Genomic DNA, 19571 nt, shown 5'->3' on the forward strand with positions numbered 1-19571 from the left:
GTTACTCTTATTTATTGCCATTAATAACAAAAAAACTATCCACTTCCTGCTGGATTTCACCCTGATGGGATGCGCCAGGCGGATCGATGACATTTTGTCCATCATCAGGGTTCAAGTGTAATTCGCCGGAAAGTGTATTAATTTGCGCATTCTGTTTCGCAGTAAAGTTAAAGTTATTACCAATGATATGGACGCTGCCGTCTTTTGATAGCTCGATGGCGCTTTCACCGCATTCCAGTCTCAGCGTATTGCCTGCGGAAAGGATAAAATTGTTAACGACTTTATCGTTTCGACTGTTTCCCGTCAGGCATACCACATCACCTTTAATCCCTGATTTCTGGTTTTTCGCTACCCGTAAAGTTTCATCTTCTCCAACAAACTGAGTGCGATTTTTTTCAGTAGAATGCGACTCGTCGTTTTTGACGTTAATATCCAGATTCCGCTCGGCCTGGATCCACACCTGCTCTGCGCCCGCCTTGTCCTCAAAGCGCAGGGCGTTGGCATTGTCGACGGAACCGTCTTTCGTGCGGCTCATAAAGCCCATCTGCGTCGCCGCGGCCGGCAGCGCCCACGGCGGCATGCTCGCGTCGTTGTACACGCGCCCGGTAATAATCGGACGGTCCGGGTCGCCGTTAATAAAGTCCACCACCACCTCATCGCCGACGCGCGGGATTTGCACCCCGCCGTACCCCTGGCCCGCCCACGCGCTCGACACGCGCACCCAGCAGGAGCTGGTGTCATCGCCCTTCGCCAGCCGGTCCCAGTGGAACTTCACCTTCACGCGACCGTATTTGTCCGTCCAGATACTCTCGCCGTTCGGCCCCACAACCTTCGCGGTCTGCGGGCCGTAGGTGCGCGGCCACGCCGTGGTCTGCGCCGGACGGTACACCACCGCCGACGGGATGACCGTAAAATCGGTGCGGTGAATGGTTTCCCCCTCGCCGCTGGCGTAGCGGTTCTCTTCGAAGTGATAGCCCGCCGCCGTCACTAGATACTCCCCGTTGTCGCTGAAGAACGGCGCGTTAGTTAAGGTGAAGGTGTGGCCCGGCGCAATCCCCGCCGCCGTGGCGGTGGCCTGAATCTGCTGATGCTCAACCTGCCAGCGCTCCTGGCGGATACGGGCATAGAACTCCCCGTGGCCTTTGTCCACAAAGCGCCCCGGCCAGTCGTACACGTCAATGCTGCCCGGCTTCGGCGACGCCGGGTTCTGCTGGGCCTGGAACAGCCACGCGTTCGGCTTGCGGAAGTCATAGTCGTCGAGGCTGTAAATCCCCGGCGTCACGCTGTCCTCCAGCGCCCACTGGCTGATGCCCTCTTCGTCCGTACTGCCGCCGGACGGCGTCTGGTGGTAAGGAATAACCTCATAGCCGCTGAACGGCTGATGCTGCGTGGCGGAATCGGTCAGTACCAGGGTGTGTTTGTCCGCCTCGTGGCTGAAGTGATAGGCAATCCCCTCCAGCTCCATCAGGCGGCTGATGAAGTCCAGGCTCGACTCCTGATACTGCACGCAGTAGTCCCACACCCGGTAGCTGCCGGTGAGTTTATCCTCAACGTTGACCTGATGCTCACCCAGCAGGGTTTTGACAATCTGCGGCACCGTCTGCCCCTGGAAGATGCGCAGGTTACGGTCGCGCTTCATCGGCCACAGGTCCGGCTCCACCGTCAGCTGGTACACCGCATAGCGGGTGCCCGTCAGCTCGACGGCGCTGACCGCCACGCGGGTAATCTTGCCGTTAACATAGCGGGACGTCAGCAGGCTCTGCGTCGGGATGGTCACCGTGACCGGCTGACCCAGCAGCCTGCTGCGGTCGATGCGCGCGTCCGTGCCGAGCACAGTCAGCGTCAGCGCGAACGACTCGGACATCGCCTCGCGGCCCGTCAGTTTCCAGAACAGAAGCCCCTCCACCGGGAGCTGAACGGTAATTCGGTTGAGCATAATCTTTATTCCATCTAGCTTATGCGATTCAGAAAAGAGGTTCGCATCTGTGATAAAGCGTCATTCAAGAAAGGGGCTTTTCCCCCTTGTTCATCCAAAAAACAAGAGAGTAGATTTTCAGTGACTCTGATATGACAAATAAGCCTGCATTCAACCAGATGTTTGAGATATCAAACATACTTACTAAAAGAGGGAAAAATGAGACCGAACATCTGAATGAAATCAAGCGAAATAATTCCTGAGCAAGGGCAAATTTAACCGCCCCGATGTTTCGCTTGAAAAATAACCATGTCGAAGCAAAAAAAGAGAGTAATAAAAGTAAGTCAAGCACAAAAAAAAGCATGACCAAAATGCTGAAACCATCACCTGCGTAATAATGCGATGAAGCACTAAACGCTTTTGCGTCAGAAATGAATGGGATTCTGTTGTTGCGAACTGAATTCACGCAATAAAGTAAAATTGCGAGAAGATCCATGCTTCCCCAGAAATACCCTATTTTACTTTTTAAATGCGCGACATTATTTATGTTAACGAACGTTATTATCATTTACAAAAATGGAATTCCGCATCTTCGCTTCATCTAACTCTCCGAGGTCGGAGAAAAAGGTCACGGTTGTTTTTCACTGAGGGTGGTCAATTAAGACCACCTCTCCCGAGCCTATTGAGCATTTAATTCTAATGAGATTTTGTACGTAAAGAGGGGAAACAATCATCTAACACCTCTAGAATAAGTCCCTGGCCTCGAAGTTCGTACGTTCCTAAGGATTCACCAGCCAGGTGCCCGGTTTGGTGATATCCAGCGTCTGGCCACGCGTTCTTCCGTTGCCCTGCAGTTCAATCTTCACCTCACCGGCCGGCAGCTTGAGCGATGCATAGCCGTTGGTCGCCGGACGCAGCGCTTTTGGCTCGCCGTTCACTTTCAGCGTTTCGCCGTCGAGGATGCGGATATAGACCAGCGCAACAGGGCTCTCGACAGGCGGCGGAGTCTGCTGGGCCGTCGCCTGCTCGTTAACCTTCGCCGTTTCTGGCTTCACGTCCGGCGCGTTAGCGGCGGTCTCAGTCGGACGCGTCTCTGCCGGTGGCTGCGCAGCCTGCTCGGGAGCATCATTCCCGCTGCTGAACAGCATCGCCCCGGCGACAACGCCCACCAGCACGCCTGCGGCAACCATGCCCGGGATCTTATAGCGACGCCAGTCGAGCAGCGAAGCCGGTTGTTCCTCCTCCACCGGTACCAGCATCGTGCCGGGCTTTTTCGCCGTCAGCACATCGTTGATACCGGCGACCGGCATCTCAATCAGCGCGGCGAACTCGTCGATGGACTGCGGACGGTCCTCCATGTGCAGCGCCAGCGCGCGGTCGATGGCCTGGAGCAGCGGAATGGAATAGCCCTGCGGCATGATTTCCACCAGCGGTTTGCAGGTATCCTGAATTGAGCGCACCACGCTGACCGGCGGCGGAGAGCCCACAATCAGGGTACGCAGCACCGCGCCGAGGGCGTAAATGTCCGTCCACGGGCCCTGCTCGCTTTCGTTGTCGTCGGTGTACTGCTCAATCGGGGCAAAGCCCGGGCGCAGCATGGTTTCCGTTTCGTCGGAGAGATTACCGATGGTGCGGCGCGCGGAGCCGAAATCAAGCAGCACCGGCAGGCCGTTATCCTGGATCTGAATGTTATCCAGAGAGATGTCGCGGTGCAGGTAGCCTTCGTTGTGGATAGTCTTGATCGCACCGAACAGCATCGGCAGCGTGCGGCGGATCCAGGCTTCGTTAATCAGCTCCGGCTTTTGTTCGCGCAGGCGCGAAAGCGTGGTGCCGCTGTAAAACAGCGTCCCCATGTAGGCCGTATCGTTTTGCACCCAGAAGCGCAGGACGTGCAGCAGGTTCGGGTGGTTAAAGCGCGCCAGCAGACGGGCTTCCTGAATGAAGCTGTTCAGGCCTGCGGAAAACGCTTTGCCAAAACGCTCGCTGCGCAGCACCAGGGTCATGTCGTCGCCGCGCACGGCGAGCGAGGAAGGCATAAATTCTTTGATAGCGATAGTGCGTTCGAGCTGGTGATCCCACGCGCGATAGACGATGCCAAAACCCCCGCCGCCGATCACCTCTTTGATTTCAAACTCGTTGAAGCGGTACCCGACCGGGAGCGCGTTTGGGACAGTCCGATTGTTATCATTATCCGTCATCTTTTACAGTTCTCTTGATGATTATTACGCGGCAAACTGACAGTGAAACTCGCCCTGCTCGCAGGTGACGTGCAGACGTCGGTACTGCTCGTCGCTGCGGCTGGCGGTAAGTAAGATCTGGCTCATCTGAGGCAGCAGAGTGTTGGTCAGAATAGCGTCCACCATGCGTCCCCCGGACTCCACCTCGGTACAGCGCTGAACGATCTGTTCCACCACGCTGTCGTCAAACTCAGAAATAATGCTGTGATTCTCTTCCAGACGACGCTGAATGCGCCTGAGCTGCAGGCGAACAATCTGCCCCAGCATCTCGTCGCTGAGCGGGTAGTACGGCACCACCAGAAGGCGGCCCAGCAGCGCCGGTGGGAATACCTCCAGCAGCGGCTGGCGCAGGGCGCCGCTTAACGCGTCAGGCTCCGGCATCAGCTCCGGATCGGCGCACATGGCGCTAATCAGGTCGGTGCCGACGTTAGACGTCAGAATAATGATGGTGTTACGGAAATCAATGTGGCGCCCCTCGCCGTCTTCCATCCAGCCTTTATCAAAGACCTGGAAGAAGATCTCGTGGACGTCCGGGTGCGCTTTTTCAATTTCGTCCAGCAGCACCACGCTGTACGGACGGCGGCGGACGGCCTCGGTCAACACGCCACCTTCACCATACCCTACGTACCCCGGAGGCGCACCTTTTAAGGTGGAAACGGTGTGCGCTTCCTGGAACTCGCTCATGTTGATGGTGATAACGTTCTGCTCGCCGCCGTACAGAGACTCGGCGAGCGCCAGCGCGGTTTCAGTTTTACCGACCCCGGACGGGCCGCACAGCATAAAGACGCCCACCGGTTTGTTGGGATCGTCCAGCTTCGCACGCGAGGTTTTCACGCGGCGGGCAATGAGGTCCAGACCATGACGCTGGCCGATAACGCGCTGGTTGAGCGTGTCGGCGAGGTTGAGCACCGCGTCGATCTCATTTTTCACCATCCGGCCCAGCGGGATCCCGGTCCAGTCAGAGACCACCGCAGCAACCACGTTTTCATCCACCGCCGCAAACAGCAGCGGCTCATCGCCCTGCAGGGCGTTCAGCGCCTGCTGCCGTTCCGCCAGTTGGCCGCGCAGCTCGGTGCTATCGTCATCGCTCGCCGCGAACAGCGCCGCGCGCAGGCGGATAATCTCCTGCACCAGGCTGCGCTCTTCTTCCCAGCGCAGGGCCAGGGCTTCGCGTTTTGTATCATACGCGTCGCGTTCGGCGAGTAAAGCGGTCACGCGATCGGCGTCACCGGCTCCCACGCGCGCTTCGCGTTCAGCAATCTCAATTTCCACGTCCAGCGCGGCAAGGAGGCGCAGGCAGTCTTCCAGCTGCGCGGGCGGCGCGCTCTGGCTGACCGCGACGCGGGCGCAGGCGGTGTCGAGCAGCGCAACGGCTTTGTCCGGCAGCTGACGCGCCGGGATGTAACGATGCGACAGCTTCACCGCCGCGCTGACCGCTTCGTCGAGCAGCAGCACCTGGTGGTGCGTCTCCAGCGGCGACACGGTGCTGCGCAGCATCAGAATGGCTTTCGCTTCGTCCGGCTCGTGCACCTGCACCGTCTGGAAACGACGGGTCAGCGCCGGGTCTTTCTCGATGTATTTTTTGTATTCCGCCCAGGTGGTGGCGCCAATGGTGCGCAGCTGGCCGCGCGCCAGCGCGGGCTTCAGCAGGTTCGCCGCATCGCCGGTCCCCTGCTGGCCGCCTGCGCCAATCAGGGTGTGGATCTCATCGATAAACAGAATAATCGGCGTGGTGCTGGACTGGACCTCATTGATTAACGCCTGCAGACGGGCCTCGAACTCGCCTTTCATGCCTGCGCCAGCCTGCAGCATGCCGATATCCAGCAGCCACAGCTGAATATTTTGCAGCGGCTCCGGAACGTCGCCGTCGGCGATACGCAGCGCCAGCCCTTCCACCACCGCCGTTTTCCCGACCCCGGCTTCCCCGGTCAGCAGCGGGTTGTTCTGGCGGCGACGCATCAGGATATCCACCATCTGGCGGATCTCCTCGTCGCGCCCGACAACCGGGTCAATCTTCCCTTCGCGGGCGCGGGCGGTCAGGTCCTGGCCGTACTGGGCCAGAGTGCCCTGCGCCGCCGGTACCGTACCCGCCGGTGCGTCTGCGGCGGCAGCGGCCTGCTGCGTCTCTTTGCTGTTGGCGCAAATCGCGTCGAACTGCTCAATCAGCACCTCGACGTTAAGGCGGGTGAACTGCGACGAGATGCTTTTCAGCACGTTAGCCAGGTTCCAGGTTTTAAGCATGCCGATCAGCAAATGGCCGCTGCGAATACGGCTGACGCCAAACTTCAGCGATCCAAACACCCAGGCGCGCTCCACGGCGCTGTCGATATGCTCGGAGAGATCGGAAACGGAACTGGCGCCACGCGGAAGGACGTCCAGCGCGGCCACGATATCGCGCGTCAGCTGCTGTTCATCAAGGGCAAAGTGGCGGATGACCTGCTGCAGATCGCCATCCTGCTGCTGCATCAGCTGATGCAGCCAGTGCACCAGCTCAACGTACGGGTTGCCGCGCAGCTTGCAGAACGCAGTGGCGCTTTCCAGAGAGGTAAATAACAGCGTATCCAGTTTGCCGAAAAGCACGGCACGGCTAATTTCTGACATGTTAGTTTCCATTAACAATGATTCGGTATACGGAAGGATTACCGCTCTGCGCGATACACCAGATCGCCGCGCGGGACAGGCTGCGGCTGAAGGCCCAGCCAGGTGTTATAGCCTAATCGCCCATTGCTGCCGAGCGTGGTGCCCTGAACCGCGTCTTCACGCAGGATCACCCGCGTTTCCCATTCAAACTCCACCCCGGCGTACTGACGCACCCAGTCGCGCAGCTCGGTCACCCACGCTTCACCCGGCAGAAAGCGGTTGTACTCCTCCGCGCTCAGCGGGCCAATTTCGATGCGAAACTTATGCTGCACGTCGCGGACGGCGACGCCGAGAAAGGCCGATTCACCCATGCGCGGCATGCGGCGTCCTGCTCCCAGCTGCGCCTGCTCGCGCGTGGAGAGGGGCATCCACTGCGGCACGTTGCTGACCAGTTTGACCGGCGCTTTAAAATAGCTGCGCAGGATCTTCTCCAGCCCCTCCGGATCCCGCCCGTGACGGGTCAGGTGCCCGGCGTGGGTAAAGCGGGCATGCGAGCTCAGGCTGCCTTTGTTCATCTGCCCCGGCTGGCCCATGCCAATCAGCGACGCCAGATAGCCCTCAAAGCGCTTGTTATCAGCGCGATCCAGGGAGACGGTAGGCTGCGCATCCGCCCAGGCGCGGTAAAACAGCAGCGCAAGACGGTGATGGAACAGATCGGCAAACGCGCTGAGGCTGGTGTCCTGATGATGATAAATACGCTCGCGGGCGTACTCGGTCATATGGACCGGGAGCGGGCCGTTCGGGCCAAACAGGCCGAAGCTGAGGATAGACACCTCGTGCAGCCCGCTCTCTTCCCGCTGACGTACGTGGGATAGCGTCGACGGCGCAAAGCTCATCGACGGCTGCTGGCCGATGCGCAGCGGTTCAAATTTCGGCAACGGTGCGCGTCCCAGCGGGTAGCGCTCGCCGCCCTGGGCATCAATGCGCCTTAACAGCTGAAACAGATCGTAGCGCCAGGGCGTCTCGCGAACCCCTTGCCAGAACGCGTCCGGCAGCCGGGTCAGGCGATGCACGCGCAGCGGTGCAGTGGCAGCGTCACTCATATCAGCGCCCTTTTACCCATGCGCGGCGCCCAGTAGCCAATCTCGCCGCGCTGCTGACTTTTCAGGGTGAACTCGGTGAAGCTGTTGATAGAGACCAGACGGGCAAAGAGGCGCTCCATCACGCTGCCGAAGAGCCACGGGCTGGCGCCGGAAAAGGCTCGCTCATCCACCGTCAGCGTAATGCCGATCCCGCGGGCGAACACGACCGGACCGGGTTCAGGCACGCGGCGGTGAACCGGCTCCAGCACGCAGTGGCGAACGCCCTCCACCTGACGCGCAACGGGCGTTTCGGCCAGGTTGGCATAAAGCCCTAACAGCTGGCGCAGCGCGGCCGCCCCCTCTTCGTTTTCGCTGTCCATCAGGCTGAGGTAGTTCATCTGCAGCTGGCTGATAAGCCGCCAGGTGCTGAACCCTTCCGCCAGCGCCGGACGCGGCGGCGTCGGCCCTTTACGCAGGGTGAGGGATTTCACCGGCATGGAATCGGCCACAATGAACTGCCCGAGTTCCTGCTGCAGCATCAGCGGCAGGTCGCGGCTGGTGCAGAGCACCTCGGCAGAGATATAGCGCAGGTTTTCCTGCCACGGGGCGTGCTGTTCATCCACCAGCGAAACAAACACCTCTGAACCGATATAGCCGGTACGGGTGCCGTAGCGCAGGGCGTGCTCGGACAGCACGCGCTGCTCGCGGCGCAGGGAAAAATAGGCCCCGTAGTTGCCCGCATCACCGCTCCAGGTGCTCCAGAATGGACGAAACGTCTGGTCATCGCGCTGGCCGTCCGCGCTGCCATAGATTTTTTTGACCGCGTAAATTTCATAATCCAGAGGACGAATGTTATCGACCACCAGATGGTATTCATGCTGGCCTTCATTCAGCTTCTGACGCGCCGCGACCTTTGGGAAAAGGTTGATGACCGGGGTACAGTGCAGCGCCAGATGGCTGGCATCGACCACGCGCTCCAGCTGTTCATCCGACTTATCCAGCAGAATGAAGATGTCGAAGGCTTTTTCGCCTTCACAGCGTTCGATAAGCGTGCCCAGACCGCTCAGGCTGATGAAGCGGAAGCGGGCCGGAAAGGCGAAATACTCCTGCAGCAGGCGGTAGCCGTCAAAGTTGCGCAGATCGTCGGGAAGCAGAGCCTGGTCAGGCTCAAAGCCCTCCTGGCGCAGCGCGTCCGACGCCAGCAGCTGTCGCTGCGGCTGCGGGCTGACCGTCTGGCAGACGATCCCGGCGTGATGCTCCATCACCAGCTCCAGCAGCTTCAGCGCTTCAATGTCCGGACCGCCGAGGAAAAATTCCAGACGGTCGAAATCCAGGTGTCCGAGGTTTTGCGGGCCGTCGCAGGCGATGCGGATCCTTAAGGCGCTGCCGATCTGCCGCTGGCTCAGCCCCAGCTGCGCCAGCGGCAGATCGGCGGGCACGCCGCCCAGCTCGACCTTGTCGATTTTCAGCGGCAGCAGGTTGACCTCGTGCGCCGTGGTATAGCTGCAGGTCACGCCGGTTTTTTTCAGCGCCAGGCTGTCCATCATGGTGCCGCGCGGCACAATGAAGCCCTTGCTCAGATCGCCCCGGCTGCTGTCGGGCTCAATCTCCGCGATCGCCATCGACGGCGTGGGCGCGAGATAGTTAGGCGCAATCATCTCCAGCAGACGCTGGGAGAAGCGCGGAAACTCCGCGTCCATTTTCATCTGCACGCGGGAGGTCAGGAAGGCGAAGCCCTCCATCAGACGTTCGGTATACGGGTCCGCCACTTCGATGCCGCGCATGCCCAGCCGTCCGGCGACTTTTGGGTAGCGTTCGGCAAACTCGGCCCCCATTTCGCGCAGGTAGGCCAGCTCGCGGTTGTAATATTCGAGCAGTTTACTTTCCATGATTACCCCGCATCTTTCAGTTCAAAATGGCCGTTTTCCAGATCGACATCGGTACGAAACAGAAACTCCAGCGGGTACGGCACACACCACAGACGCCCTTTGATCTCGATGGAGAGCACATTGTGCAGATCCAGCGAGGAGGTATCCGACACGCAGCGGACCTGCAGCCCCTGCGGCAAAATGCGCGGTTCAAAATTGATGATAGCCTCGGTGAGCTTGCGCTGAATGTCGTGCCATTCGATATCCGACATCCTTTTCCCGGCCAGCGGCGCGACGCCGAAGTTGACCACCGAGCGCTTCACGTGCGGCAAGTCGCTCAAGTCGCCGGAGGCATCGTGGTTGATGGTATTAAACAGCCACTGCAGATCGCGCAGGACGTTGCGCCGCAGGGCGGCGTGGGTGATCAGATTGCTGTTGGCCGACTCGCGTTTTTTTTCCGGGTCGTTATCGGTGAGCCGATCCAGCAGCGAGGGCTGCATTTTGTCGCGCGCCCCCACCTTCTCCTGCCTGCTGCGGGCTTGCCAGCCGCTGCGCAGCAGATCGCCTTCGCCAGCGGGATTACTCATCGGCTCCATCCGTCGCAAACGTCACGAGGCTTAATGACAGCAGCGGGTATTCGCTTTGCTCGCTCAGCCAGGCCTTCTGGCCCCTGCCTTCGTAAAGAGTGCCGTCTTCGTCGAGCGGCTGCCATTCGGTGGTGCGGCCCAGCCTGACCGCATCGGTGGCATCGTCAGCAAACGGATAACGCGCCGGGATCTGACACACCTGCTCCATACCGTCGGTCAGGCGCACCAGCGCGTGACGCCAGACCAGATCGGTCACGCTGGCGGGCGCCTGGAAACGGATCTCCGCGATGGCGCTGAACGGCAGCCAGAAATAACGACCGTTCACGATGGTTTCGCAGACCGGGCCGAGACGGGCATCGCCGTCCATCAGCCACTCGAAAGCCTGCGTCTCCTCGTTTTCGAGTGTGATGTGACCCGCAGTGGCCTGCGCCTGTTCGAGGGCTTCGAGACGCAGTTCCCGGGCGCGCTCGCCCTCCTCGCTCAGCGCCGAGGCCAGGGTCGTCAGCCACGGCCACTGGGTTTCAGGCATAGCCGGACGCGCCTGTCCCGCCATCACCTGCGCGCGCTGCAGTTCGCCCTGAATGGATTGCTCCAGCAGCGTGACGGTGGGCTTCGCCTGAGGCTTCAGCGCCAGCCAGCTTTTCAGCTGGGTCAGCGCGCGCGTCCAGTTGCCGCTGAGGGTTAAAAACTGCACGAACGCGGCGCGGAGGTCGGCATCTGCCGGACGGGCTTTGATTTCAGCTTCCAGACGCGCCAGCGCATCGCTGAGCGGCTCGCCCGCCAGGTGTTGATAGAGCGTATTCATAGCCACTCCTTAATTCGCCGCGCGCCATGCGCCAACGGCCGGATCGCGCAGCTGAGGACGCAGGGTGTCAATCAGCACGATATTCAGCGGCGTGCCGGGTGCGACCCAGGCGCTCCAGGTTTTTTTCACCGCCGCAATACGCGCCTGCAGTTTTGCATCATCGCTGGCAATTTCACGGGAGATCTCCACCGCTACGGTGCCGTTGCTTTTCCAGCTGTTCAGGGCGCTATCGTAAGGCAGGATCATCCAGCTCTGGTCGCTGTCTGAGGTGCTGAACACCATGCGCTCTTTGTTGACGGAGGTGATCAGCGCGTTTTCAGGATCGGCGCTTTGATTCAGACCCGCCACCGGGAAGCCATGAATGTAGGTCACCACCATCTCTTTCTGTCCACCGTTGCGGGACTGCGAAACCACGGTGTGTCCGCTCAGCCAGCTGCCGTTACCGCAGCGGGTGGTGTCAGAATCCGGAATAAAGAGCGCCGGAGCGGAAGCGCCCCCTTCCCAGAAGGTGCGCAGGTGGCAGCCGTCCTGAAGCGTAAACTCCTGCCACGGCGTACGGTCGGCGGCAACGGTGCGGGAAGCCACGTTCTGGTCCGGCGGCAGCAGAGCGCCGCTGGCTGGGGTTGCGGTGACGGTCGCAGCAGGTGCGGCCTGCTCCTGTTTCACCACCAGCGCCCAGTCCTGCGCTTTGCCTGCAGTACCCTGCGCCAGCGTGGTACCCGCCGGATCGTTGAGCGTCCAGCTAAGCTTATTCACTTTGCTGCACTGGTGTTCCAGCAGGGAGCCAAGACGCGGCACAAAGTTCTCCAGCACGGAGACGTCTTTCTTACCATTCGCCACAATGCGCAGCGCCACCTCTGGCTTACACCAGCTCTGCGGCGTGTTGTCTTTGATGTTGTCGATCCAGATATCCAGCTTCTGCGCAGGAGACTGCACGATGCGGAAATTCTCAGCCTGCGCGGTGGAGGTGACCGCCAGAAGTGCCAAACCCGATAGCCAAAGTTTCATATCGTTCCTTGTGTGTCTAATCAGTTCCGCAGGGAAGAAATTGTGCTGCGTCAGAGAGGGTGTGCAGCAAAGTGGTGTCCTGAGGGTTGCCCATCCATACCGCCAGGGCAGTATAGTTATCCTGAGCATTCCCCTCCTGTTCGCCATTCTTTTGAATGATTTGGTTCATTAAGGTCAGCCACTCCTGCGGCGTATTGACCATATGCAGCGACTGCTTCATTTGCTCTTCGCTAACGCCGTGCCAGAACCCGTCGGTGCAGAGTAAGAATGCATCGCCGTCTTCAACCTGCACCACGTCGCTGTAGCTCGCTTCCGGCCCGCCGTTTTCAATCCCCAGCGCGAGGTACAGCAGATTGCTGTTGAGATCGTCGGTCTGGTGCCCGGCGTCTTTCATCTGCTGCACCAGGCTGTGGTCGGTGGTCACATGCCACAGCCATCCCCGGCGAAACAGGTACAGGCGGCTGTCTCCGGCGTGCGCCCAGTAGGCCAGACCGTAATCACGGTCAATGAACAGGCTGACCAGCGTCGTGCCCATCCGGCGATAGTCCTGAACGGCCTGCTGTTCGCTGAGGATGGTGCGGTTCGCCGTCTGCACGTAGTCGCGGATATGCTGCGCATTAAGATGTTTGTCGCCATCGAAGCGGGAGATAATGCTGTTGCGGGCCAGCTCTGCAGCCACCTCACCGCCCGGCAGGCCCGCGATGCCGTCGCAGACGACAAAGCATGCTGAACGTTCCCCTATGGTTTCTCCCGTCTGATCCTGGTTGCTGGCGCGCGTCCCCTGGCGGGAGAGAGAAGCCGTTGCGATATTCATTTGTCTTCCGATCCGCTCTGTGAGTCTTTGTACTGATTTACCTCCATGTCGTACGCGTGAAGGAAGGCCTCGCCGAACAGGGTATGGAAGTCATCCTCAATCTCGCCAGCCGTCTCGCCATAGCTGCGAACAAAATAGTCCCACAGGGCGGCTTTGCGGCTGCCCGGCAGCGCCAGACGAGAGGTCATCCCATTCTGCTTCGCCTGCTCTTCCAGCTGTTCCGGGTTAAAGGACTGCAGCATCGCGGCAATGATGGCGCGGATACCGGAGATCATGCCCAGCTGGTGCGCCTGCAGATCGATAAGCGCGTCGCGCACGGATTTGGTCGGCGGCATAAAGCCCGGCATCGGGGTGCCGAACATCTGGATCAGCACGGTTTTGCCGGTCGGCAACAGCTTGAACGGGTTGTTGGCATCGTCCAGCACCATCGTCATATCGGCCTTCACGCCACGCTTGAGAATGGAACGCGAGGAGAGCAGCGCCACGGTCCCCTGAGAGAACATACCGAGGATTTGCCCGAGCTGTCGCATATTTTCCCGGTCAAACTGCGGGACGGGCTGCATTTCGCTCAGCCCCATGCCTTCCAGCAGCGCCTCCAGCAGCTCGCCCTGCAGCACTTCGCCCTTCTCACCGCTATTCGCCGTAGCGGTTGGGGCGGCGGCGTTATTGACTGGGTCGATGCGCAGACGGCCCTTCGGGGCCTGAGCGCTGCTGCGCGCAACGGCCTGTGGCGTAGGCATGGTGAAGCCTGCGTAATCCGGTCGCGCGGGCTCTTCTTCAGCACGCGGTTCTTCCTGCGGCTCAGGGGCGAACAGCGGAGAATCGGCCAGCACGTCCTCTTCCTGCGCGGGTTCCGGCACTGGCGCAGGCTTTTCGGTAAGAATGTCATCCGGATGGGTTAATGGGGCGCCGCCCATCAGCCCGAGCGGGTCGTCATTACGCGCGGCTGGCGCGCTGGCCTTACCGCCAAACAGGGCCAGCGGATCGAGTTCGTCCGTCGCCTCGTCTTCTTGCTTAGCGGGGGTCGTCTCGCCCGGCGGCACCAGCGTTGACGGGGTGACGTCGTCAAAAATACTCTCTTTTTTGAACAACGCTTCGTCGCTGAACAGCGTGTCCGGGTCAACGTTCTTACGCTCGAGCTTTGGATCGCTGTCGTTGAACATCGCCAGCGGATCTTCAGCGTTACGTTCCGGGGCCGAAGGCTGGGAGAACGGATCGTGCGATGCAGCAGGCTGCGGTTTTGTACGGTTGCTGGAGATGCTGTCGGAGATGGAGAACTCCTGCATCAGGCTATCCCAGATCTCCGTTGGCACGGCGGTTGGCTCGGCCTTCCCGCGCGGTGCGGCGCTCGCCGGCTTCGGTTGCGCAGCGGGCGCGGGTGCGGCTGCCGGACGCGCCTGCTGATGCATGCTGGCCGCCATACGGCTCACGGGCTGCGTATCGTGGATCAGTTCGGACACTTCGATACGGTAGTCATCAATACCGAGAATGTCGCCATCCTGCAGCTCAACCTGACGCCCTCGCTCCAGCGGAATGTCATTTAATACCACGCGGGTGACGCTGCCACGGTTGGTCACGCGGCATTCGCCCTGGGCGTCAACGTGAACAATGGCCTGCAGACGAGAGATGGTGCGGTCATTGTCCGGCAACACCAGATTGTTATCCGTACCGCGCCCAATGGTGCCGCCCGGGGCGTAAAAATCACAGCTGCTTTGCGGCGGCTGATGACCGGGTTTCGTAGAAATAATCGTGAATCGCATGGCGTATTCCTGCTGGTATGATTAGCGCTCAAACGCTGCCGCTCTCGGAGCGAGAACGGCGGCGTTTGGGGGCCGATTCCATCTGTTCTATTCTGGCGTTTTGAGCGGACGAATCGCTTCGCTATTGGCGATTAAGCTGCACTTTAAAACCTGATATTGACCCGGTTCGGTACCGCCTACTTTCTCTTTCAGTAAAGAAACAATCACCTTGTCAGCTTTTTCAAAATTCTCAGCAGGGAGATTGCTTGCTTCCAGCCATGCGGCTGCACTGGCCTCTGCATCATCTTTGAGACTTTTACTGTCCGCAATCTTACTGATGCATCGATTTTGCACCCAGTTTTCAAAGATTTGTTGCTGAGAAAAAGCGCTAACATCAGGCAGGGTTTGGGCATAAACAGCAGGGGCATTTATAGCCAGGATCAGCAGTAATAAACGTTTCATTTCAGGCTCCAGAATGTTGCGTTGGTCGGAATAAATGAACCATTACCCGGTGAGCCCAGAAAATGGCAATCATCAGAGCAAATATTTCCATTCCAGAGTGTGACATGCCCGGTAGCGTCGCTCCAGCCGTGCCCGGTGAAGATGATAATGCCCTGTTTGCCTGCAAATTGCGCAGGAGTGGGAGAAGAGACAGACATATCGGCATTGCCCAGTACCGTGGGTAGAAATGAAATCATATCTTTAACGCGGAACATATAGCGCTTTTTGTCGTTTCCGGTCACTGTCGCATATTTACTGTTAGAAGGAATCGGAATGCCACAGTAATTTAAAACGTAGCTCATACGAATTGGGCAGGCATTTTTAAAAATACCGGCGTCGATATTATGCTGAACTTTTCCACCCAACAATTTGCCAACCTGTTCTACGCTTATGTTCACTTCTCTGAATCTGTTCCAGGCGGCACCAAAAGCAGGACGCATTTGAGACATCTTGTTTCTCCTTGATAAGAAGCTCAGGATGGGGCTGTCGCTCTCGGGGCGAGAACGGCGACGTTTGGGGTTAAAACATTCTATTCAGTCTGCGTAAGCTTAAACTGGCCTGAAGGACCTTCTTGTAAGGTGAAACGGGCCGCATAGCGAATAGAATCGTTTTTTTCTGACACTTTCAAGGCAACATCATATTCTCCGGCTTGCCACGCAATCCCCTTCCACTGGTGACACTGCTGGGTCGTTAACGTCACCTCGGGGCTAAACGTTGACGGCGGCGATATCGCTTTCCATTCATTTCCCGCGCGTATCATTATGGTGGGCGAATGGCTGGTGACAGGCGCGTCTAACCCGGAATTAGCAGGGATAGCAAAGCAGGGTTCATTATTTTTCAGCGTAACCGAAAGCGACTGATATTGTCCTGGATGAGACAAACAGGCGCTGACCATCAACGTGACTGCAAACACACCGAATAACTTTTGCATAATCATGCCCGCCAATCCTGAGGGCTCTTGAGGTTGATAATGACCGGGGAAAACTCCCCGGCCACATACGCAATTACGCTTCTTTGTTTTCTTTGATGTTCCAGCCAGCGCTGCTTTCAGCACCTTTACCACCCGACGTGGTCTGCTCCCAGTACTGCTGTTTCACTTTCGCAGCCTGGAATGCATAGGTCACACCAACGGTGTCGCCGTTGTCAGCACCGGTGTACTGAACAGAGGTCACCAGCACATCTTCCAGCGTGATGCGGGAGTATTCCACCTGCTGGCCGCCGGCTTTACAGACGGACAGCTCAACTTTAGTCAGGTGTTTACCGCTGGCGCAGTGTTTCAGGATAGCGGTGGTGGATTTGTCGATCAGCGCGTTAACGTGCAGGTCGTTAAAGTTAACTTTACCGGCACCGCCGCCACCGCCAACGCTCATATTACCTGGCTGGGAAGCGCCCCAGGAGAAGGAGGTAATATCAGTCCAGCCGGTGTGGTTAGAATCTTTAGATTCGCCCGTAACACCCTCGACCTTCAGAAACATATCAATAGCCATAATATCTACTCTTCGTGGATGAACAATATTGCTTTCGAAAAAGCACTTATATGGCAAACAGGAAAGCATGGGGCTGAATAAAACCGTCCATATTTTACCTCTGCCTCTAGCCTGTCGAATTCGTACTTCGTACAGACTCTTCAGAGTGCCTGCAATTGCAACCACCCTAAATTATGGTTAGTCACACCTCATGGTAACTAAGCGCTAGACAATCATTCACTGCATCATCTAGAATATTTTCAACCGTCTATCATTCATATAAGGCAACATAAAATGAAGAAAATAATGTTATTAATACTGACAGTCGTATTTTTAGTTATCGCAATTTTCACAACTGTAGATCTTTTCCAATCAGCCTGGTATGTATTTTCATTAGAAAAAATCACTACAACTTCTGCAGGCTTACTTTTTGGGAAATTGGTTTTTTTGCTGATCATCCTTTTGGCATCTTACTTCTCACTAAAGTCCTTGCGCAAATCAAAGTCTTGACTTTAATTTTTCCGCAAAATAGTAAATAGCGATAGATGCAGCTAAAAGAATGATTAATAGAACTGTATTTATCGTTATTTCTAAGGTGGTTACCGACCAATCAAAAACAAAAATATAATAGCCAAGAGTTGAGAAAAAAAGCATAAATGAGACAATAAGCATGAGATAGACTATAACGTACTTTGATGCTCTTTCAAACACGAGTAGCTCCTGCTAAAAATCGGCTAAAAATCTCTTTATCTATAGCACCATGACTTTGTTGGAAATTTATAGCTTCAATAAATGGCTTAACATTATCTTCAACGAGAAAATATAATAAATCTAAATCACCCGCACCACGCAACTCATAGTAAATATCTTTGTTTAATTTTAACAGATCGTATGAGGTATATACTGAGCGAGAAATTGAAGCACCCACACTTAACACACCAGTAAGCCCTGCAGAAACAAGAAATCGCGGAACAATTTTTGAAACGAATAGCGTAATTAATTCATTTACGAAAACCATTTTAAAGGCTATACCACCTACTTGCGACCCACCTACTTTTAGGAGGAGCTCCTTAGATTGCTCTTCAGATAAACCAGACAGATAACGTTTGACCACTGTATTGATTAACCGACGCACATCTTCTGATGTAAGCCCTTTTTTGATTAGCGTTAACAACCTAATTTTATCTGTTTCATTTCGCCACCGATGGTCAGTATCCAGAAAATCTTTGGTTAACATCCATAAGTCTTCTGGGATTGACATAAAACCATCGACCGCGCTGCGAGCGAAAATTTCTGGACCACTCTGTTTACGCGTATCAAAAATCTTCAACATGCCATCTGCAATTTCTTTTGATGAACTCGTTCCCAATGTTGATTCCTCCTGAAGTTAATGAGCATCGATGGTTTTCTATATGAATTATGCCAATGTAGTTAACTTTGCCGGCCCAATGGGCCGGCTACACTCATCACGCGTCTTTCGTCTTCAGCGACGGCAGTTTAGAAACCAGACGCAGGGAAACGGTCAGACCTTCCAGCTGGTAGTGAGGACGCAGGAAGAACTTCGCGGCGTAGTAGCCCGGGTTATCTTCAATCTCCTGCACCTGCACTTCCGCAGCGGCCAGCGGTTTACGGGACTTGGTCTCCTGAGAGGAGTTCGCCGGGTCACCGTCGACGTAGTTCATGACCCAGTCGTTCAGCCAGCGCTCCATCTCTTCGCGCTCGCGGAAGGAGCCGATTTTGTCGCGCACGATGCACTTCAGGTAGTGGGCAAAGCGGCAGCAGGCGAACAGGTACGGCAGACGAGAGGCCAGACGCGCGTTGGCGGTGGCATCCGGGTCGTGGTACTCGGCCGGCTTCTGCAGCGACTGCGCGCCGATGAAGGCGGCAAAGTCGGAGTTTTTGCGGTGAACCAGCGGCATAAAGCCGTTTTTCGCCAGCTCGGCTTCACGACGATCGCTGATGGCGATCTCGGTCGGGCACTTCATGTCCACGCCGCCGTCATCGCTCGGGAAGGTGTGGCACGGCAGGTTTTCCACCGCCCCGCCGGACTCCACGCCGCGAATCGAGGTGCACCAGCCGTACTCTTTGAAGGAACGGTTGATGTTGGCGGCCATCGCGTACGCGGCGTTCGCCCAGGAGTAGCTGTTGTGGTTCGCGCCGTCGGTCTGCTCTTCAAAGTCAAAGCTGTCCACCGGGTTGGTGCGAATGCCGTACGGCAGACGCGACAGGAAGCGCGGCATCACCAGCCCCAGATAGCGGGCATCTTCGGATTCACGCAGCGAACGCCAGGCGGCGTATTCGGTGTTCTGGAAGATCTTGGTCAGATCGCGCGGGTTAGCCAGCTCCTGCCAGGATTCCATCTGCATCACGCCCGGTGCGGTACCGGTGATAAACGGACAGTGCGCCGCAGAGCCGATGCGCGCCATTTCGCCCAGCAGCTCAACGTCCTGCGGGCTGTGGTCGAAGTAGTAGTCGCCGACGATGCAGCCAAACGGCTCGCCGCCGAACTGACCGTACTCCTGCTCGTAGATCTTCTTGAAGATCGGGCTCTGGTCCCAGCCCACGCCCTTGAAGCGCTTCAGGGTGCGGCCCAGCTCCTGCTTGGAGATGCTCATAAAGCGGATCTTCAGCATCTCGTCAGTTTCAGTGTTGTTCACCAGGTAGCTCAGACCGCGCCAGGCGCTCTCCAGCTTCTGAAACTCGTCGTGGTGAATGATCTGATTCACCTGCTGCGACAGCTGCTCGTCAATACCGGCGATCAGGTTCTGAATGGTGCGGTAGGTGTCGTTGGAGAAAGTGACGGTGTTTTCCAGCGCCTGCTGCGCCAGCGTTTTAACCGCGCTTTCTACGGCTGAACGGGCCTGATCGGTTTTTGGGCGGAACTCTTTGTTCAGCAGCGCGCTGAATTCATCCTGGCTGAACGCCTGACCCGCCTGCTGCTCGTGTTGTTGAGTCTGGTTGCTCATCGA

17 protein-coding genes are annotated in these 19571 nt (G+C 57.4%); all 17 read right to left on the reverse strand.

Annotated elements, in window-relative coordinates:
- Nucleotides 1-7 precede the first annotated feature (7 nt).
- The 17 genes from SPG90_RS08540 to tssC all read right to left on the reverse strand — a co-directional run bounded on the left by SPG90_RS08540 (nt 8) and on the right by tssC (nt 19568).
- Nucleotides 8-1936 carry a type VI secretion system Vgr family protein gene (locus tag SPG90_RS08540; RefSeq protein WP_322408078.1) on the reverse strand — a complete coding sequence of 643 codons (1929 nt, stop codon included), beginning with the start codon at nt 1934-1936 and terminating at the stop codon, nt 8-10.
- Nucleotides 1937-2000: 64 nt separating this feature from the next.
- Nucleotides 2001-2411, reverse strand: coding sequence for a hypothetical protein (locus tag SPG90_RS08545; protein ID WP_241238605.1), 411 nt, complete (start codon nt 2409-2411; stop codon nt 2001-2003).
- A 283-nt stretch (nt 2412-2694) separates the two neighbouring features.
- On the reverse strand, nt 2695-4113 hold the full coding sequence (locus tag SPG90_RS08550; RefSeq protein WP_126303750.1) for a serine/threonine protein kinase: 1419 nt from the start codon (nt 4111-4113) through the stop codon (nt 2695-2697).
- Between the two features lie 24 nt (nt 4114-4137).
- A complete protein-coding gene (tssH, locus tag SPG90_RS08555; RefSeq protein ID WP_322408079.1) occupies nt 4138-6753 on the reverse strand; it encodes a type VI secretion system ATPase TssH in 2616 nt (871 codons plus the stop codon).
- 38 nt (nt 6754-6791) lie between these two features.
- Complete coding sequence (tssG, locus tag SPG90_RS08560; RefSeq protein WP_126303754.1) at nt 6792-7835, reverse strand: type VI secretion system baseplate subunit TssG; 1044 nt, start codon at nt 7833-7835, stop codon at nt 6792-6794.
- Complete coding sequence (gene tssF / locus SPG90_RS08565) at nt 7832-9703, reverse strand: type VI secretion system baseplate subunit TssF (protein WP_163353917.1); 1872 nt, start codon at nt 9701-9703, stop codon at nt 7832-7834. The genes tssG and tssF overlap by 4 nt, the downstream gene beginning before the upstream one ends.
- Before the next feature lie 2 nt (nt 9704-9705).
- Entirely contained in the window at nt 9706-10269 is a 564-nt protein-coding gene (gene tssE / locus SPG90_RS08570) for a type VI secretion system baseplate subunit TssE (protein WP_047173187.1), read from the reverse strand.
- On the reverse strand, nt 10262-11074 hold the full coding sequence (locus SPG90_RS08575; RefSeq protein WP_047173188.1) for a type VI secretion system accessory protein TagJ: 813 nt from the start codon (nt 11072-11074) through the stop codon (nt 10262-10264). The genes tssE and SPG90_RS08575 overlap by 8 nt, the downstream gene beginning before the upstream one ends.
- 9 nt (nt 11075-11083) lie before the next feature.
- The gene (locus SPG90_RS08580) at nt 11084-12082 is read right to left on the reverse strand and encodes a hypothetical protein (protein ID WP_322408080.1); all 999 of its coding nucleotides are present in this window, start codon (nt 12080-12082) and stop codon (nt 11084-11086) included.
- 16 nt (nt 12083-12098) lie between these two features.
- Nucleotides 12099-12896, reverse strand: a complete 798-nt coding sequence (locus SPG90_RS08585) for a PP2C family protein-serine/threonine phosphatase (protein ID WP_023336024.1) — start codon at nt 12894-12896, stop codon at nt 12099-12101.
- Nucleotides 12893-14656, reverse strand: a complete 1764-nt coding sequence (gene tagH / locus SPG90_RS08590; protein ID WP_047173190.1) for a type VI secretion system-associated FHA domain protein TagH — start codon at nt 14654-14656, stop codon at nt 12893-12895. The genes SPG90_RS08585 and tagH overlap by 4 nt, the downstream gene beginning before the upstream one ends.
- An 87-nt stretch (nt 14657-14743) precedes the next feature.
- Nucleotides 14744-15097 carry a T6SS amidase immunity protein Tai4 family protein gene (locus SPG90_RS08595; protein ID WP_047173191.1) on the reverse strand — a complete coding sequence of 118 codons (354 nt, stop codon included), beginning with the start codon at nt 15095-15097 and terminating at the stop codon, nt 14744-14746.
- Complete coding sequence (locus tag SPG90_RS08600; protein WP_045404296.1) at nt 15094-15585, reverse strand: type VI secretion system amidase effector protein Tae4; 492 nt, start codon at nt 15583-15585, stop codon at nt 15094-15096. Before SPG90_RS08600 ends, SPG90_RS08595 begins: the two co-directional genes overlap by 4 nt.
- Before the next feature lie 80 nt (nt 15586-15665).
- A complete protein-coding gene (locus tag SPG90_RS08605; protein WP_045404297.1) occupies nt 15666-16073 on the reverse strand; it encodes a putative T6SS immunity periplasmic lipoprotein in 408 nt (135 codons plus the stop codon).
- A 67-nt stretch (nt 16074-16140) separates the two neighbouring features.
- The gene (locus tag SPG90_RS08610; protein WP_008502640.1) at nt 16141-16623 is read right to left on the reverse strand and encodes an Hcp family type VI secretion system effector; all 483 of its coding nucleotides are present in this window, start codon (nt 16621-16623) and stop codon (nt 16141-16143) included.
- Between the two features lie 682 nt (nt 16624-17305).
- Nucleotides 17306-17971, reverse strand: coding sequence for a hypothetical protein (locus SPG90_RS08615; RefSeq protein ID WP_226855178.1), 666 nt, complete (start codon nt 17969-17971; stop codon nt 17306-17308).
- Nucleotides 17972-18068: 97 nt separating this feature from the next.
- Nucleotides 18069-19568: a type VI secretion system contractile sheath large subunit gene (gene tssC / locus SPG90_RS08620; protein WP_023336028.1), complete on the reverse strand. Its 1500-nt coding sequence runs from the start codon at nt 19566-19568 to the stop codon at nt 18069-18071.
- Nucleotides 19569-19571: the final 3 nt, after the last annotated feature.

The sequence above is a fragment of the Enterobacter sp. D2 genome (assembly GCF_034427575.1).
GTDB lineage: Bacteria > Pseudomonadota > Gammaproteobacteria > Enterobacterales > Enterobacteriaceae > Enterobacter > Enterobacter cloacae_M.

Bases quoted from the DNA above. Each gene is read 5' to 3' on its own strand.
- SPG90_RS08540 (WP_322408078.1), bottom strand. From the start codon at position 1,936: ATGCTCAACCGAATTACCGTTCAGCTCCCGGTGGAGGGGCTTCTGTTC.
- SPG90_RS08545 (WP_241238605.1), bottom strand. From the start codon at position 2,411: ATGGATCTTCTCGCAATTTTACTTTATTGCGTGAATTCAGTTCGCAAC.
- SPG90_RS08550 (WP_126303750.1), bottom strand. From the start codon at position 4,113: ATGACGGATAATGATAACAATCGGACTGTCCCAAACGCGCTCCCGGTC.
- tssH (WP_322408079.1), bottom strand. From the start codon at position 6,753: ATGTCAGAAATTAGCCGTGCCGTGCTTTTCGGCAAACTGGATACGCTG.
- tssG (WP_126303754.1), bottom strand. From the start codon at position 7,835: ATGAGTGACGCTGCCACTGCACCGCTGCGCGTGCATCGCCTGACCCGG.
- tssF (WP_163353917.1), bottom strand. From the start codon at position 9,703: ATGGAAAGTAAACTGCTCGAATATTACAACCGCGAGCTGGCCTACCTG.
- tssE (WP_047173187.1), bottom strand. From the start codon at position 10,269: ATGAGTAATCCCGCTGGCGAAGGCGATCTGCTGCGCAGCGGCTGGCAA.
- SPG90_RS08575 (WP_047173188.1), bottom strand. From the start codon at position 11,074: ATGAATACGCTCTATCAACACCTGGCGGGCGAGCCGCTCAGCGATGCG.
- SPG90_RS08580 (WP_322408080.1), bottom strand. From the start codon at position 12,082: ATGAAACTTTGGCTATCGGGTTTGGCACTTCTGGCGGTCACCTCCACC.
- SPG90_RS08585 (WP_023336024.1), bottom strand. From the start codon at position 12,896: ATGAATATCGCAACGGCTTCTCTCTCCCGCCAGGGGACGCGCGCCAGC.
- tagH (WP_047173190.1), bottom strand. From the start codon at position 14,656: ATGCGATTCACGATTATTTCTACGAAACCCGGTCATCAGCCGCCGCAA.
- SPG90_RS08595 (WP_047173191.1), bottom strand. From the start codon at position 15,097: ATGAAACGTTTATTACTGCTGATCCTGGCTATAAATGCCCCTGCTGTT.
- SPG90_RS08600 (WP_045404296.1), bottom strand. From the start codon at position 15,585: ATGTCTCAAATGCGTCCTGCTTTTGGTGCCGCCTGGAACAGATTCAGA.
- SPG90_RS08605 (WP_045404297.1), bottom strand. From the start codon at position 16,073: ATGATTATGCAAAAGTTATTCGGTGTGTTTGCAGTCACGTTGATGGTC.
- SPG90_RS08610 (WP_008502640.1), bottom strand. From the start codon at position 16,623: ATGGCTATTGATATGTTTCTGAAGGTCGAGGGTGTTACGGGCGAATCT.
- tssC (WP_023336028.1), bottom strand. From the start codon at position 19,568: ATGAGCAACCAGACTCAACAACACGAGCAGCAGGCGGGTCAGGCGTTC.